We start from the raw sequence: 15,681 nt of genomic DNA, 5'->3' as shown, positions 1-15,681 counted from the left end.
ATAGTGGATGTGTGTATAACAAACTTTTGGACAGAAATGAGTTTTGGAAAATCAAACATTAGCAAATGACTAATAACTTCAGGTATGACAAATAACTAAACCTGATAGAAAAACTGCCACCAAAGAGCAAAAGACAAGACCTGACCCTATTGTTTTTTGTACGCAAAAAAACAGCAGTCAGTGATAGGGTTTAATCGCCAAATAAATTCTACGCAAACTACCATTTTCATGCCGGGCTAAATGACATGGTTCAGCATGCACTCCCAAGGGCCTCAAAGGGAAGATTGAGCACCTTCTGCCCATTTGGTCAGCTTTAAATCGTCCAAAATAAGCAGCACGCAAGGCACAACAATTGACGCTAGTAACGTAGCCGAGACTAAGCCAAACGCAATACTGGCAATTAACGGGATCAGAAATTGCGCTTGCGTACTGGTTTCGGTTAACAGTGGAAGCAATCCTGCAAATGTGGTTAACGAGGTGATAAATATCGCTCTAAATCGGTCACGTACCGCCTCTCGACAAGCGTCTATCAAGCGCTCGCCTTGGGCGATATTCTTCTTAATAAAATTGACCAACAGAATGTTATCGTTAACGACGATACCCGCTAAGGTAGCAAAGCCAACCAAGCTTGGAATAGTCAAATCGAACCCCATGCCCAAGTGCCCCCATACCACACCAATCCAGCCCATAGGGATTGCCAGCAGCACAGCAATCGGTTGAGTGTAGCTTTGTAACAGGAACACTAAAATAAGATAAATCCCCACCACGCCAAGAGCAAAGAAGGTCGCCAGCGAGGAGCCCGTATCTGAGCTTTCTTTATCCTGACCTTGCGAGGTGAAGGTGATGTCTGGGAATTTGTGTTGAGTTTGCGAGACAAATTCGCTATTGAACTGCAGCATGATTTCACGCGCATTGGCAACCCGCGTATCGATATTGCCTTGCACAACCACAGTGTTCATCCCATTAATGCGGTGAATTCGCGAGAAGGCTTGTTTTCTGTCAAACGTCGCAACACTTGATAATGGAACTAGGGTTCCATTGCCTGCCGTCACCATCAAGTTATTCAACTCATACAGGCTAGCTTGGTGCGTAAACTCATCCAGTCTCACACTAATATCCACCAGCTCGCCTTGTTGGAAAACCGTCAGATCAGTACTGCCTTTTACCGCGCTGCGCAGCGTTTGAGCAATGTTGGAAGCATTAACTCCCATCACGCCAGCTTCATCTTTAAGGTTAACGTGAAATTCGGTTCTGCCCTCACGCAGATCGGTGGAGAGGTTATAGACACCGTCAAATCCCTTCAACCATTTCACCAGCGAGCGGCTGACTTGATTGAGCTCTTGTAACGACTCACCCTGAACCCGAATATCAATGCCATTGCCAGCAATGCCCCGTTCTTTATCGGTAAACTTGAGTGAAACCACATCCGCCGTAGGGCCTACTTTTTGTTTCCAATCTTGGATCAGATCTTTAATGCTCTGCTGCCTAAATTGCGCTGGCAATAGATCGGCACTGACGGTTGCCATATGCGGCCCCGACTCATTAGCATCAGCATTTGAGTTGAACATGATCGTGGTGCTCGCGACCAAAGGTTTTGAGCTTGGGTATTTCTCTGCGTATTCTTGGTTGAGTTCATCAAGCGCGTTTGAAACCTTCTCCACCACCGCCTCTGTCTGGCTCAGTAAACTGCCTTGAGGGAGCAAGATACGCGCCTGCAGCACATCACTTTCCAAGGCAGGCATGGCTTTGAATTTCAGCCAACCTGACGAAATGGAAGCGGTTGAAATCATCACCACCATCACCAATATCCCTACTGAAAGATAAGGTGCATTCATCGCCTTGACACTCACTGGCACAAAGAATCTGTCTCTGATGTTTTCAAAACCGGCAATGAACTTGTCCCGTATAGGATTAGAGCGAGATTCAGTATGGCTATGTGCCAAATGAGACGGCAAGATCAAGAAAGCTTCTATCAGACTAACAAGCAAGGTAATCAATAACACGATGGGAATATAGCGTAGTACTTCGCCCATCTTGCCTGTGAGAAACATCAGCGGCCCTATCACCATGATGGTGGTAGCAAACGATGCAATCACACCTGGGAAGACTTGTTTGGTACCTTCAACTGCAGCGTCAAACGCGGGTAGCCCTTGTTGCCTCTTGGCAGCGATGTTTTCTGCAATGATCAACGAGTCGTCCATTAGCAGACCAATCGCGACAATCAGCCCGACCAGCGTCATCATATTCAGGGTATAACCGAGAAGTTGTATCGCAAAAATGGCGCCAAGGAATGAAACCGGCAGCCCCATGGTGACCCAAAAGCTAAAGCGAATATTAAAAAACGCCCACAACATCAAAAATGCCAGTGCTAATCCCTGTGCGCCATTGCTGGTGAGGATTCTCAGACGCTCAATAATATTGGTGCTGGAATCTTGGGTGATGGTTAAAGCGACGCCTTCAGGGGCTCTCGCCTGTTCTTTTTCAACGATGCTGACGATCGCATCTTTGACCGTTAAGGTATCTTGAAATTGCGTTTTGGACACCTGAAGCAAAGCGGCACGCTGACCATTGAACAGGATTTGATTTTCATCGCTAGTGAACTTCTGCTGAATAACGGCAACATCACCGAGGCGAACCTGAGTCCCCGTCTCACTGGATTTAATCACGATATTTTCGAAGTCTCTGACGTTGCTGCCTAAGTGGTCGAAGCGGACGCTGATCTCTTCCAAGTCATTACTAAATACGCCAGCAGGAGTGCTGATACTTTGCTGTTGTACTAGATTGGACAAGTCGGACACACTCAGGCCGTACTGCTGCAACTTCCACTGCGATACGCGAATTTCTATTTCTTGATCCGCAAAACCGCTCACGGTCACCTGAGCGATCAATGGGCTCTCTTTTAACTTGTGCTTAATTTGTTGGGCATAGAGATATAAGTCCCTATCTGACATATTGCCGGTAATCGCGACACTGGCCACCGTTGCCACTCGGTCCAGTTTCGACACCGTGATCTGCTCAACTCGATCCGGAAAATCACTGATGGCGTTAACCTGCTGTTGAATATCGCTGGTTAAAGTGTCAATGTCTTCATCATCGCCGATTTCCACATTGGCGATGACCAAACTCTCTCGGGCATCACAGCTTAACTCTTTAATTCCACTCAGCTTATCGAGAGAATCTTCCAACGGGTAACACACTTCTTCCATCATCTCAAAAGGTGACGCGCCCGGATAAACGATCCGAACCTCAATATTTTTGGTCGGCGTCAACGGAAAAGTGTCTTTCTGCAGTTTGGGCAAGGCAAAAGCCCCTAACAGCAGTACCGCCATCATCAGGACATTGGCGCCAGTGGTGTGCCGAGCAAAAAAAGCGATCATAATTTGCCCTCTTTCTGAATCGCGTTTAGGGCTTTAAATCCGCTCTGCGTATCCAACCAAAGGCCGATTTTCTCATCCGGTTGCGGTTGTAAAGCCATCCCCTCAACGGCGGGTGAAAGTTTACTTAGCACAACCACATCACCGAATTCCACGCCAGATTTGATCACCGCAACCTGCCCTTGGACGAAATCTATCCTGACAGGTTTGCTTTTCAGTTTACCTTCAGAGACAGTGTAAACTTTACCATCATGGATGGCGTTTATCGGTAGCAAGACTTGTTGCTCCATCATTGGTGCTTTAATCGTGACTTTAACTAAAGTCCCACGAATAAGTGGTGGCTTCTCCCCGGGAATGGCTTGCTGATAGGGCTGATTTACTTGTGCAACCAGGCTTTGGCTTTGAGTCTGAGCATCGATTTCACCGCCGGAGCGGCTGATCTCGGCAGGCCAAGTAATTACTTTATCGCCTGCTTGGAGCTCGACTGTCGCGCTCAAGTTGCTATGAACATCTTCGTCAAGCGAGTCAAAGCGATTGGAATTTCTTAGCGGACGCATTTTACCAAGCGGAAACTGCGCGCGAACCTCAACGGCATCGATGTCATCCGCTTTGAGCAGCAATTCCCCCTTGTTGACATACTCGGCGAGTCCAACCAAGGTTTCGACAATGCGAATATCAAATGGGGCTTTAATTACGGTTTGTTCGAGATCTCGGTTTGCAAGTGCTAGTTCCGTTTGCAAAACCTTTTGCTGCGCTTGATTAATTGCCAGTTGGTTTTTCTGTGTCTGGAGCTGTTGCTGGCTGCTGAGCAAGTCTTTGGTCGCGCGGTCTTTCTCTGTTTTGGAGATATGCCCGGTTTCACTCAATTTGATTGAGCGGGCATATTCTGACTGTTGTACCTCAAACTCTTTCTCTGCAATCTTGAGCGAATCGATAATGGTCTGATTCGTTAGCATTAGCACTTCAAGCTCAGCTTGCAAACGGGCAATAGTAAGTTGATAAGCGGTGGGGTCAATTCTAAGGAGTTCGCTGTCTTTGCGGATAATAGCGCCCGTTTTGTATTGCTCAGAAACCCACACAACCGCGCCGTCAAGTTCAGACTGTGCCTGCCAGTCTTGAACAGACTCGGTATGTCCATATCCGATGGCAGAAGGTTGGATATTTCGCGGCTCGACTTTCAACACCCGAACCACCTTTTTAGCAGCCGTATTACTCGCATTAGGCGGTTCAGCCTTCATCCCTGGTGCGATCACCAATAACGCGATGCCCAACAAAACAGGAGGAACAAACAGAGCCCTTTGTAACCAGCTATACCTAGTCATAGCGATTCCCTTACTATATATTAGCTTTTCCTTAATCAAAAGGTAGCACACCAACATAAGCGGATTTGCTTCCTTGATCTCAAAATAAGTCAGGCCTCACAAATGGAGGCCTGATTGAATTGAGCTACTGATTGTTTTTGCCTTTGCCCATGGTATTTTTGGGGTTCACCATGCCTTGATGAGCATTAAACTCTTGTTGAGAGATAGCGCGATCCGCGTTGCTATCTAACGAAGCAAAACTGTGGCTTTGATTGATATTTTTCAACGTACGTCCCTCTTCTGCTCGCTGGGCAATACGTTCTGAGCGTGCTTGATTGAACTCGGCTTCGGTTATCTTGCCATCACCATCGAGATCAAACTGTGAAAATACTGGGCGTGACATATTGTTATTCATGCCTTTATTCATTCCACCAGCCATTGCTCCGAAGGCAATAACGATACCGAGTAACGCGATTATCGTGCTTTTGATTTTCATGACGTTTTCCTTCTCTTTGTTTCACTACTTAAGAATATACTAATGTAAGTAAGATAACGTCATGTGATGTAAAGGTATGTAAAGATGGCTAAGTAGATATCGATTTATGTTCTTATCGGTTTGTAAGCGCAGCGCAACAGAAATTATGAAACTTCTGCCGCTAGTACTCTGGTAAGAGTACAGGCATAGCTATGTCCAAATGGTTTTCAAATTATCCCAAACTTTCAGCCACCGAAACCGAAAAGCCAATGATATAAAATCCCTAGTTTCGAAAAATATGGCGATTTTTAGACATTCAGAGTGTTTTCGAACTTTTGCCCAGCAGTTTGCCTTGCAAATATCCAACAGACAAGGGATTACTTTTAGTAGGGCAAATACATGTTAACATTCTGTTAACTCTGACTGGTGATGGGGCAATAATGATTCCCAGAACATACAAAAAAGCCGCTGGATTGAACCCCAGCGGCTTATTATTTTCTAGCATCTAGCATCTAGCATCTAGCATCTAGTGCTTAGATTAGTTGTTGCTGTGCAGCTCGCTGTTTAGCTCAACCGCAGACTTGTTCGCTAGGCACTCGATTTGGCCTGTGATTGAGTTGCGACGGAACAGAAGATCAGACACGCCAGCAAGATCGCGAGCTTTAATGATCTCTACTTCGTTGCCTTCTTTATCTAACATGCGAACCTTAGTACCCGCAGTCACGTAAAGACCAGACTCAACCGTACAACGGTCGCCCATAGGGAAGCCAAGACCAGCGTTTGCGCCTAGTAGGCAGTTTTCGCCGATAGAGATAACCATCGTACCGCCACCAGACAGAGTACCCATGATAGAAGCGCCGCCGCCGATGTCTGAACCGTTACCTACAACAACACCCGCAGAGATACGACCTTCAACCATGCTCACGCCAGTTGTACCAGCATTGAAGTTGATGAAACCTTCGTGCATTACTGTTGTGCCTTCGCCTACGTGTGCGCCAAGACGAACACGAGAAGTGTCAGCAATACGAATACCTGTTGGTACTACGTAGTCCACCATTTTAGGGAACTTGTCTACGCAATCTACAGACAGAGCACGACCTGCAAGGCGAGCTTCGATTTGACGCTCAGCCAGCTCAGGTAGGTCGATAGGGCCTTCGTTTGTCCATGCGATGTTGTGCAGTAGACCGAAGATGCCGTCCAGTACCGTACCGTGTGGTTGTACTAGGCGGTTAGAGATAAGTTGTAGCTTTAGGAAGCCTTCAGCAACTGATGCTGGCTTCTCGTCAGTAGCAAGAACAACAAGAACAAGTGGCTGTTCAGACGCTGCCGCTTTTTCTGCGAAAGATGCGTTAGCTGCATCATCGTTTGCTGCGAATGCTTTCGCCAGTTCTGCGCTTTGTGCAGCAGAGATTTCGATAGCTTGGTTGCCTTCAGCGTAACCTGACACTTCAGCTACAGCTGCTACAAGAGCGTCGCTTGGGTTTAGAAGCGGGTTAGGGAAGAACGCTTCAATGATTTTATTGTCGCGATTTTTGGTTGCCGTACCGAAGGCTAGTGAAAAATAAGCCATGTTGAATCTCCATGTGTTGAGTCTTGATTTTGCTATTCCAAAACAACGGCTCGAATAACAAGCGCTGCCGTTAGCAAAGTTAATTTAATTGCGTTCATCATAAAGAGAGCGCCCTCGTTATGAAAGGGCGTATCGGGATAAAGTCTGTAAAATGATATTGCTTGTCTTTTGAGAGATAGTTTTCTGCAATGAGAAAACACTGCAGATCAACACAAATTGATTGGTGCGTTAATCAACATTCTCCTGTGAATCCCCTCTTTAGATAAACAGTGCCTTATAAGCTTGCTCAATCCCTTCAATCAACATCTGCATACCGATTACCGCGAGTATCAACCCCATCATTCGAGTAATCACGTTCAGTGCGCTTGGTCCAACGGCTTTAACGAAGCGCTCGCCAAATACGACAGCAGAATGTATTTAATCTTAGATACAAATAATTATTAGAAATAGATAGTAGAGCAAGTGTGAATAAAAAACAGCCAGCATAAGGCTGGCTGTTTGGTTTTAGTGATAGGTGTAGAGTTTTAGTCGTCCGTTATTGCTTGATTCTCAACTAACAGACTCTACATAACAGGCAGATTGTGGGACTCACTTTGTCGTTATGCGTGTTGAGATTCACTCACTGCCACAGCCAATGCAACCGTCGCTCCGACCATTGGGTTGTTGCCCATGCCGATGAAGCCCATCATCGCCACGTGAGCAGGAACTGAAGAGCTACCTGCGAACTGAGCATCAGCGTGCATTCTGCCCATGGTATCGGTCATGCCGTAAGACGCTGGGCCTGCTGCTACGTTATCTGGGTGCAATGTTCGACCTGTACCGCCGCCTGAAGCAACTGAGAAGTATGGCAAACCTTGGCGAGTGCGTTCTGCTTTGTAGATACCCGCTACTGGGTGTTGGAAGCGAGTAGGGTTGGTTGAGTTACCCGTAATACTCACATCCACCTCTTCTCTGTGCATGATAGCCACACCTTCACGAACATCATCAGCGCCGTAACACAAGATGTCGCCGCGAGGGCCTTGTGAGAAACGGCGACGTTCTGTTTCAACAAGTTCACCTGTTTGGTAATCGTATTGAGTGCGCACGTAAGTGAAGCCGTTGATGCGTGAGATAAGATAAGCGGCATCTTTACCTAGGCCATTTAAGATCACTTTCAATGGGTTTTGACGTGATTTGTTGACGTTTAGTGCGATTTTGATCGCACCTTCTGCTGCAGCAAAAGATTCGTGACCCGCAAGGAAGGCGAAGCAGTGACTTTCTTCATTGAGAAGACGAGCGGCTAGCGCGCCATGTCCAATACCAACTTGGCGTTGTTCAGCAACACTGCCAGGTTTGGTGAATGCTTGAAGACCTTCACCAATAATATTAGCGGCTTGTTCTGCGCTGGTGGCTTTACGGAACAGAGCCAATGCTGCACCAAGAGTGTAAGCGTCAGCTGCGCTTTCAAATGCGATAGGTTGAGTGTCCATCACTAATGCTTTTGGATCGACATTGTGTGATAAACAGTATTGGTTTGCTTGCTCTAAAGAGTCGAAGTTCATTTCTGCCAATACGCGAGTTACTGATTCATTAAATTGAGTGTTCATCATATCTTTCCTCTAAATTGGCAAAATTACTGTTGGCGTGGGTTAATGGTGGCAACGGCTTCATCGAAGCGGCCATAGGTCCCTGTCGCAAGGTCGGCCGCTTCATTCGCTGGCACGCCTTGGTTAATCGCCTTCATCATTTTTCCGAGGTTGAGATATTCGTAGCCAATCACTTCGCTGTGATCATCAAGTGCAAGTTTGGTTACGTAACCTTCTGCAAGCTCTAGGTAACGTACGCCTTTTGCAGCGGTTGAGTAACTGGTACCCACTTGGCTGCGCTGTGTTTGACCTAAGTCTTCTAATGCAGCGCCAATTTCTAGACCGCCTTCAGAGAAAGCTGATTGAGTTCGACCGTAAACAAACTGCAGGAAGATTTCACGCATGGCTACGTTAATAGCGTCACACACTAAGTCAGTATTTAGGGCTTCAAGAATGGTTCTTCCGGTGAGGATTTCGGCTGCCATCGCGGCTGATTGAGTCATGCCTGAACAACCAATCGTTTCGATTAGGGCTTCTTCGATGATGCCGTTTTTTACGTTAAGAGTCAGTTTTGCAGCACCTTGTTGTGGTGCACAAGTGCCAACACCGTGGCTTAAGCCAGAAATAGCGATGACATCTTTTGGGCTAACCATTGCGCCTTCAACTGGAATTGGAGCTGAATTGTGAAGATCACCCCTTTGAATAGGGCACATTGATTGAATTTCTGAAGAGTAGTGCATAATGTTTTCTCACTTATAGAGCCATTTAAGGCCTAGGGCGTTGAGAAAACAGGACGTGTTGGAAGAGGTGCGGCTAATTCACTACAGATCTTGAGTATCGATAATCCAAAGGTGTCATGGAACTTGGTCTTAATAGACTAAGTCCATTTCAAAATGGAGGAATAGCGATACGTCCAACAGTATTACCTGTTTTCGATTCTGTAGGAGTCATTAGCACTGTTCGGAAAGAACGGGCGGTTGAAGCAAAAGCTTAGGTGGAACCCCATCACCTGATGGCTATAGATTAGATCTTCCTCACACTTTCATGCAAGCGAATGTTTAGAGCGATTTCGACTATAAACAAGCTTCATTATATTTCGATAAGTATAAAAAAACGCCAATAACGAACTCTGATTAGAGGCGTCATTGACGTTTTTTAGAAAGGTATCAGCTAGTTAAGCTGCATCTTCTTCTGCGTCTTCAACAGCTTCAAGCTTCTTAGCTTTTTTCGGAGCTGGCTTACGCTTAGCACCTAATGCGTAAAGAACTTCTTCTTTGTTCTTCGCTAGGTACATTGCAAGTTCTTCTTGCTTGCCTTCATCTTCAACTAAATCGCTTTTGCCTAACAGTTCAAAAAGCTCATCAGCCATATCCAGCATTTTGTCGTATGCGTCAGCTTCGGCTTTAGAGGTAAAAGTCATTTTCTCTTCTCCGTTGCGTTCCACCACGTACTTGACGATAACAGCCATGGTTAATCCTCTAAGTTTGATAAATTTTACTGGCTTTTTATACAGTTTCTGATGTTAAAAGTCCAGTTGGAGCCCTAACAATGCGGCCTCAATCTTGATGTGTAGCCCAGTCTTCACAATAACTCATGAAAGATTTCAGCAGTGGGCTTTGATATTTGTCTTTATGGACCAGCATCCAGAATCGGCGTTTCATATCAAGTGGCACATTAAGCGCTTTTACTCGGCCTGAATCGATCGCTCGCTGAGCAGCTAAACGAGACAAACAGGCAAAGCCAAGACCGGCAGAAACAGAGTTGATGATTGCTTCTGTGGTGTTGAGTTCAAAAGATTCATACCAATGTTCGATGCGCGGTGCGACGGCACGAAGGAAAAACTCGCGAGTCCCTGAGCCTGATTCACGTAAAATCCAATGGCTGTCTTCTAAATCGCTTAAAATCACTTTTTCTTTGGCAACGAGAGGATGTTGATTACTAACAATAATGCACATTTCATCGCTGCTAAACTGACTCGAAATGAGTTCAGGGTGTAATGTTTTTCCTTCAATTAGCGCGATATCCAGTTCATAATCCACCAACTTTTGGCAGATCAGTGCACTGTTTGAAATGAACAAGCTTTGATCCTGATGTTGAGTTCGTTCGCGAAAGCCTGACAAAATAAACGGTGCGACCTGATTACCAATCGTGTCACTCGCGCCGACCTTTAGATTGCCACTTAAAGGCTGATCATCACGGAACAAAACATCAATACCAGCAGCACGATGTAATATTTCATCCGCCAATGGAAGTAACTTATGTCCCTCTTGGTTGAGAATTAATCGGTTGTTGACCCGGTCAAATAGAGAGTGGCCGAGTTGTTTCTCCATTTCGCCTAGTGCCATGCTGACCGCAGCTTTAGACAGAAACAGAGCCTCAGAGGCAGCAGTCAATGTCGAGTGCTGAGTAATAGTGACGAACACTTTGAGCTGTTTTATTGAAATATTAGCCATCAGATTCCTAGTTTTACTCTGCTGGTGAAAATGGATTCTGTTCAGTATTGATGAACACTTGTTATATATAATTGGATATTGTTTAACGAAGCGCAAGCGTATTATGGCTTCAACAAGCTGATGAGTTCACAAGTTTAGTGAATTAGGTTTAAGAGAGGCTGACATGATTCAACGTATTAAATATAGATTAACAGGAGCTCCAACACCCATGGCAGGGTTAGCACTCGCAATTGCAAGCTTAGGCTGGTGTTGGGATGGTGTTCTAGTCGCACAAGGTATCTTACACACCCCGGGTTTGGTGCAGTGGATCAGTGCTGGCATTGCGGCGGTATTACTTCTTGTTTTAGCTGTGAAATTTTTGATTCATGGTCACCTATTGCGTGAAGATCTTGCTCACCCTGTTGTCGGCAGTGTGGTACCAACATTTGCAATGGGGTGCATGGTGGTGTCAGCGTCTTTGGCGCCAATCTCTCAATTCTTACAAGAAGCTATGTGGTTGGCTTCTGTGGCTTTGCATGTTGTGTTTCTAACGAGCTTTTTGTACCACAGAGCTAAAAACTTTGAGATTCACCACATGGTGCCAAGCTGGTTTGTGCCACCGATCGGTATTATCGTCGCTGACGTCTCTTTCTCAGGTAATCCAGTTTTAGAGCCAGTAGCTAACGCGACTTTGGTATTCGGCTTATTGGTTTACGCAGTAATGCTACCAATCATGGTTTACCGTTTGATCTTCTCTCACGAAGTGCCAGATGCTGCAAAACCAACGATTGCGATTATGGCAGCACCGGCAAGCCTATCTTTGGCGGGTTACTTAACCGTTACTGCTAACCCTTCACCTGTGATCATTGGTTTACTATTTGGTATTGCAGTGTTGATGACGTTCATTATCTATATGGCGTTTTTCAAACTACTTCGTCTTCCATTTAGCCCTGGTTATGCAGCGTTTACCTTCCCAATCGTGATTGGTGCAACAGCCTTGTTCAAACTGGCTGCGTGGATGCAAGCACAAGGTATTGAAGCGCATTACATCAATCAAGTGTTTGGCCTAGCGTATCTAGAATTGATTGTGGCAACGTTTGTAGTGGGTTATGTGGCGGTTCGTTATTACATGAATTACAAACCTCACCGTGTTCTAAGCGCGGTAGGCAGTAGATTGTAAGAAGCAATAGTTCAAAAGATAAACGGAGCTTAAGTTTTCAGTATTTCATAAGCTTATATTCCTAATCCAAACTCGGCACTTATGCTAATCTGGCTTTATATTGTGGCAAGATTAGCGTGAGTGCACTTTGTTTACTGTTTACCATTCCAATAAAGTCGATACTTTAAAAATCCTTCTCGTTCATTTAATCAAAAGTGATCCTTTAGCCAACCCTTTCGAAAAAGAGCAGATCTTGGTTCAGAGCCCAGGTATGTCTCAATGGCTTAAGATGGAACTCGCCAAAGAGTTTGGTGTAGCAGCAAATATAGACTTTCCTCTTCCAGCAACCTTCATTTGGGATATGTTTACCCAAGTGCTTCCTGATGTACCTAAACGCAGTGCTTTTAACAAGGAAGCGATGACATGGAAGCTAATGAGTTTGCTACCTGCGAAGCTTGACCACCCTGATTTCTTACCCCTACAGCGCTATCTTGAAAACGACGAAGACGGCTCTAAGTTGTATCAATTAGCCGAGAAAGTTGCCGATATCTTCGATGGCTACTTGGTGTATCGACCTGAGTGGATGGCGATGTGGGAAGCGGGAGAACCCGTTGCAGAATTGATTGATAGTGAAGGGCAACAAGAGCACCCTTGGCAGCCGATTTTGTGGAAGGCACTCTACGAGCAAACGCTCTCTCAAGGCCAATCGAAATATCACCGTGGTAACTTGTATCACGACTTCATTGAAGCGTTAGCTAATCAACAAGGCCAGTTACAACACCTGCCGAAACGTCTGTTTGTGTTTGGTATTTCGTCACTGCCTCCTCGTTATATGGACGCATTGAAAGCGCTTGGCGAGCAGATTGATGTCCACCTGATGTTTACCAACCCTTGCCAACATTACTGGGGCGATATTCGTGACCGTAAATACTTGGCGAGAGTGGAAGCGCAGCGTCGTAAGCAGTTTGCTTTGGTTGATGGTTTACCTCAGCTAGAAGGCGAAGTCTCACCATTAAAAGATGGCATTGAAGCCAATATTGAAGACGAACTGCATACCAGCCAAGCGGTCGGTAATAGCTTACTGGCGTCTATGGGTAAACTGGGCAGAGATAACCTGTTCTTGCTGTCTCAATCAGACAGCGAAGAGCATGAGTTCTTTATTGATGTCGAGAGAGACAGCCTGCTGCATCAACTGCAAGCCGATATTCTTGAGTTAGAAGAGCACCAAGACGATCACATCTTAGACTCCAGCAACCACAAACAAGTGGTTGAGCTGGACGATCGTTCGTTGACGGTACACGCTTGTCACAGCCCAATGCGCGAGGTGGAGGTTCTCCATGACCAGTTGTTAGCGATGTTTGATGCTGATCCAAGCTTAAAACCACGCGATATCATTGTGATGGTGGCAGACATCAATGCTTACAGCCCTGCTATTCAGGCGGTATTTGGTAATGCTCCGGGTGAGCGTTATATCCCTTACTCGATCTCTGATAGAACTGCAGACCAAGAGAGCCCAATTCTGACCGCGTTCATGCAGTTGGTCGCGTTACCGAACACGCGTTGTCTAGCTTCTGAACTTCTAGAGCTATTAGAAATCCCAGCGATGATGGCACGCTTCGGTATTGATGAATTTCAATTTGAACAAGCTAAGCAGTGGGTTGAAGAAGCGGGTATCCGCTGGGGCGTCGATTCTTCTACGGCAACAGAGTTTGATTTGCCTGCCACCGAGCAAAATACTTGGCTATTTGGTATCCAGCGTATGTTACTGGGTTATGCGATGTCGGATTCCGCAGGTTTGTTTGAAACTGGACACTCTCCAATTGCAGCTTATAACGAAGTTCAGGGCATTAACGCCGAACTTGCTGGTAAGTTAGCGCACTTTATTGATCGTATTGCCCATTACCGTCAACGCCTTGCTGAGACGCAATCCATCGATATGTGGCGTGAAACCTTGCTGCAAATGATTGATGATTTCTTCGCCGTTGAGCTAGAAGGCGAGGTGGTGCTTAAGTCGATTCGTGATGCACTTTCTCAACTGAATGAACAGCTTGATGATGCCTTGTACGAACAAGAACTATCGCTAAGCATTATCTATCAGTACTTAAACAATAAACTGTCGGGTGCGCGTATCAGTCAGCGTTTCTTAGCGGGGCAAGTGAACTTTTGTACCCTGATGCCGATGCGTTCTATCCCGTTCAAAACTGTTTGTCTATTAGGCATGAATGACGGTGTTTACCCACGCTCAATGCCGCCGGAAGGTTTTGATTTGATGAACGGACGCACTCGTCCGGGAGATCGTTCTCGTCGTGATGATGACCGTTACCTATTCTTAGAAGCGATGTTGTCGGCGCAAGAGTGTTTATACATCAGTTATGTCGGCCGCTCGATTCAAGATAATACTGAGCGAGTACCGTCGGTATTGGTTTCTGAGTTGATTGAGTACTGCCACCAGAACTACTGCCTAAGTGCAGATCAAGCGTTACCAAGTGATGATTCTGGTATCAAACTGACTCAAGCAATCAGCTTTGAACACACCATGACACCATTTAGCCCAGCAGCCTTTACGCAAGGTGATGCAGGTCATGTATTGAGCTACGCCAAAGAATGGCTTCCTGCGGCAAATCGTTCTGGTGAGCGCAGTGGTGAATTCAATCGTGCATTGGATGACTATTTGTTGGGGGCAACGTACCCGTTGGAATTGGACCTGGTTGAGTTACAGCGTTTTTGGCGTTTGCCAGTGCAGTACTTCTTTAATCGCCGTCTCAAAGTGGTGTTTGAACCGCCACTTCCTGTAATGGAAGACGATGAGCCATTCGTACTCAATGGCCTAGAGAGCTTCCAGCTTAAAGATGCGCTGCTGCAAGTGTTGCTGGACCACCCAGAAGGTGCAGACGAAGCGGTGCGACTGTTTGTCTCTGAGCAAAAAGCCCAAGGTCGATTACCGGTCGGCGCCTTTGGTGACATCGAATTTGAAACCAATCGTGTTCAAGCGGAAGACTTAGCCAAAGAGATTAGATTTGTGAGCGGATCACCGCAGCAAGATCTCGAAGTGAATATCGAGTTTGACGTGTTAGGCGAAGGTAAGCCTGTTCGCTTGATGGGGTGGTTAACTCAAAACTATCAATCAGGTCTAGTGCGTTTCCGTAGCGGCAAAATACGCTCTCAAGATTACTTGGCTGCGTGGATTGATCATCTATCCTGCGCTGTTATGGGACACGGAAAAACGACCCATATTATTGGCTATGACAGAAAAGAGGGCGTGGTTCACCAAACGCTACAACCTATCGGCGATGCGCAGCAAGCGAAGAGTATATTAGCTGAGTTAGTACGACTGTTTTATCAAGGTATGACTGCACCATTGCCATACTTCCCGAAAACGGCATTAGCTGGTGTTGAAGCGGGCTTTAGCCGTGGTAAGTGGGTCGATGATGAAGAAAAGTCACTCAAGAAAATGGCCGATACCTTTAATGACAGCTTCGCCTTCACGGGCGAGGGTAGAGATACCTACATCTCACGAATCTGGTCTAAATGGGACGATGAATTGGCTACTGAGTCGCGTATGTATTCAACGCTTGTGCTACAGGCGGCAAGGTTGGCTACTGCCGATCTGGAAGATCAGGAGTAGGTGGCTGTGATCGACAAGATCAATAGCGAGTGCGCTGAATTAATGAAAGACAAAAGAGAGTCGCTGGTAAGCGTTTGGTACGCTTGCTTTCAAGATGAAGGGAATCAAGGTGAATAGAAGCAAGGTACAGGAAATAAAGTGGCCGCCAGTAAATCATTATTAGTGTAGGGCGTTCGCTGT

Annotated in this window: 10 protein-coding genes, 1 pseudogene and 1 riboswitch; of the genes and pseudogenes, 2 read left to right on the top strand and 9 right to left on the bottom strand. The window is 46.0% G+C overall.

Features of this window, described 5'->3' with window-relative positions; genetic code table 11:
* Positions 1-272 precede the first annotated feature (272 nt).
* The 9 genes and pseudogenes from AB4507_RS10175 to AB4507_RS10135 all read right to left on the bottom strand — a co-directional run bounded on the left by AB4507_RS10175 (position 273) and on the right by AB4507_RS10135 (position 10,738).
* Entirely contained in the window at positions 273-3,377 is a 3,105-nt protein-coding gene (locus tag AB4507_RS10175) for an efflux RND transporter permease subunit (RefSeq protein ID WP_017063782.1), read from the bottom strand.
* Positions 3,374-4,696: an efflux RND transporter periplasmic adaptor subunit gene (locus AB4507_RS10170; protein ID WP_372182601.1), complete on the bottom strand. Its 1,323-nt coding sequence runs from the start codon at positions 4,694-4,696 to the stop codon at positions 3,374-3,376. The genes AB4507_RS10175 and AB4507_RS10170 overlap by 4 nt, the downstream gene beginning before the upstream one ends.
* A 124-nt stretch (positions 4,697-4,820) precedes the next feature.
* Positions 4,821-5,171 carry an EF-hand domain-containing protein gene (locus AB4507_RS10165; protein WP_017059884.1) on the bottom strand — a complete coding sequence of 117 codons (351 nt, stop codon included), beginning with the start codon at positions 5,169-5,171 and terminating at the stop codon, positions 4,821-4,823.
* Positions 5,172-5,688: 517 nt separating this feature from the next.
* Positions 5,689-6,720 carry a 2,3,4,5-tetrahydropyridine-2,6-dicarboxylate N-succinyltransferase gene (gene dapD / locus AB4507_RS10160; protein ID WP_017059885.1) on the bottom strand — a complete coding sequence of 344 codons (1,032 nt, stop codon included), beginning with the start codon at positions 6,718-6,720 and terminating at the stop codon, positions 5,689-5,691.
* Between the two features lie 258 nt (positions 6,721-6,978).
* A pseudogene (locus AB4507_RS10155) lies at positions 6,979-7,122 on the bottom strand (MarC family protein); the annotation flags it as partial.
* 197 nt (positions 7,123-7,319) lie between these two features.
* Positions 7,320-8,309 carry a GGGtGRT protein gene (locus AB4507_RS10150; RefSeq protein WP_372128798.1) on the bottom strand — a complete coding sequence of 330 codons (990 nt, stop codon included), beginning with the start codon at positions 8,307-8,309 and terminating at the stop codon, positions 7,320-7,322.
* A 23-nt stretch (positions 8,310-8,332) separates the two neighbouring features.
* Complete coding sequence (locus AB4507_RS10145; protein ID WP_372182600.1) at positions 8,333-9,025, bottom strand: iron-sulfur cluster assembly scaffold protein; 693 nt, start codon at positions 9,023-9,025, stop codon at positions 8,333-8,335.
* Between the two features lie 194 nt (positions 9,026-9,219).
* Positions 9,220-9,304: riboswitch (Fluoride riboswitch) on the bottom strand.
* A 155-nt stretch (positions 9,305-9,459) separates the two neighbouring features.
* On the bottom strand, positions 9,460-9,753 hold the full coding sequence (locus tag AB4507_RS10140) for a YebG family protein (protein ID WP_008223840.1): 294 nt from the start codon (positions 9,751-9,753) through the stop codon (positions 9,460-9,462).
* A gap of 88 nt (positions 9,754-9,841) precedes the next feature.
* Positions 9,842-10,738 (bottom strand): LysR family transcriptional regulator, encoded by an 897-nt coding sequence (locus AB4507_RS10135; RefSeq protein WP_372103798.1) that lies wholly within the window; start codon positions 10,736-10,738, stop codon positions 9,842-9,844.
* Between the two features lie 208 nt (positions 10,739-10,946).
* Here AB4507_RS10135 and AB4507_RS10130 point away from each other — a divergent pair, with 208 nt between their 5' ends.
* Both AB4507_RS10130 and recC read left to right on the top strand, forming a co-directional pair.
* The gene (locus AB4507_RS10130) at positions 10,947-11,897 is read left to right on the top strand and encodes a TDT family transporter (RefSeq protein ID WP_017071043.1); all 951 of its coding nucleotides are present in this window, start codon (positions 10,947-10,949) and stop codon (positions 11,895-11,897) included.
* A gap of 127 nt (positions 11,898-12,024) precedes the next feature.
* Positions 12,025-15,501, top strand: coding sequence for an exodeoxyribonuclease V subunit gamma (gene recC, locus AB4507_RS10125; protein ID WP_372182597.1), 3,477 nt, complete (start codon positions 12,025-12,027; stop codon positions 15,499-15,501).
* Positions 15,502-15,681 lie beyond the last annotated feature (180 nt).

Origin of the sequence: Vibrio sp. 10N.222.54.A3, from assembly GCF_041474095.1 — a bacterium.
In the GTDB taxonomy this organism is placed as follows: domain Bacteria; phylum Pseudomonadota; class Gammaproteobacteria; order Enterobacterales; family Vibrionaceae; genus Vibrio; species Vibrio crassostreae_C.
Note: the sequence above shows the minus strand (reverse complement) of the source record. Positions and strands in the feature narration are given on the sequence as shown.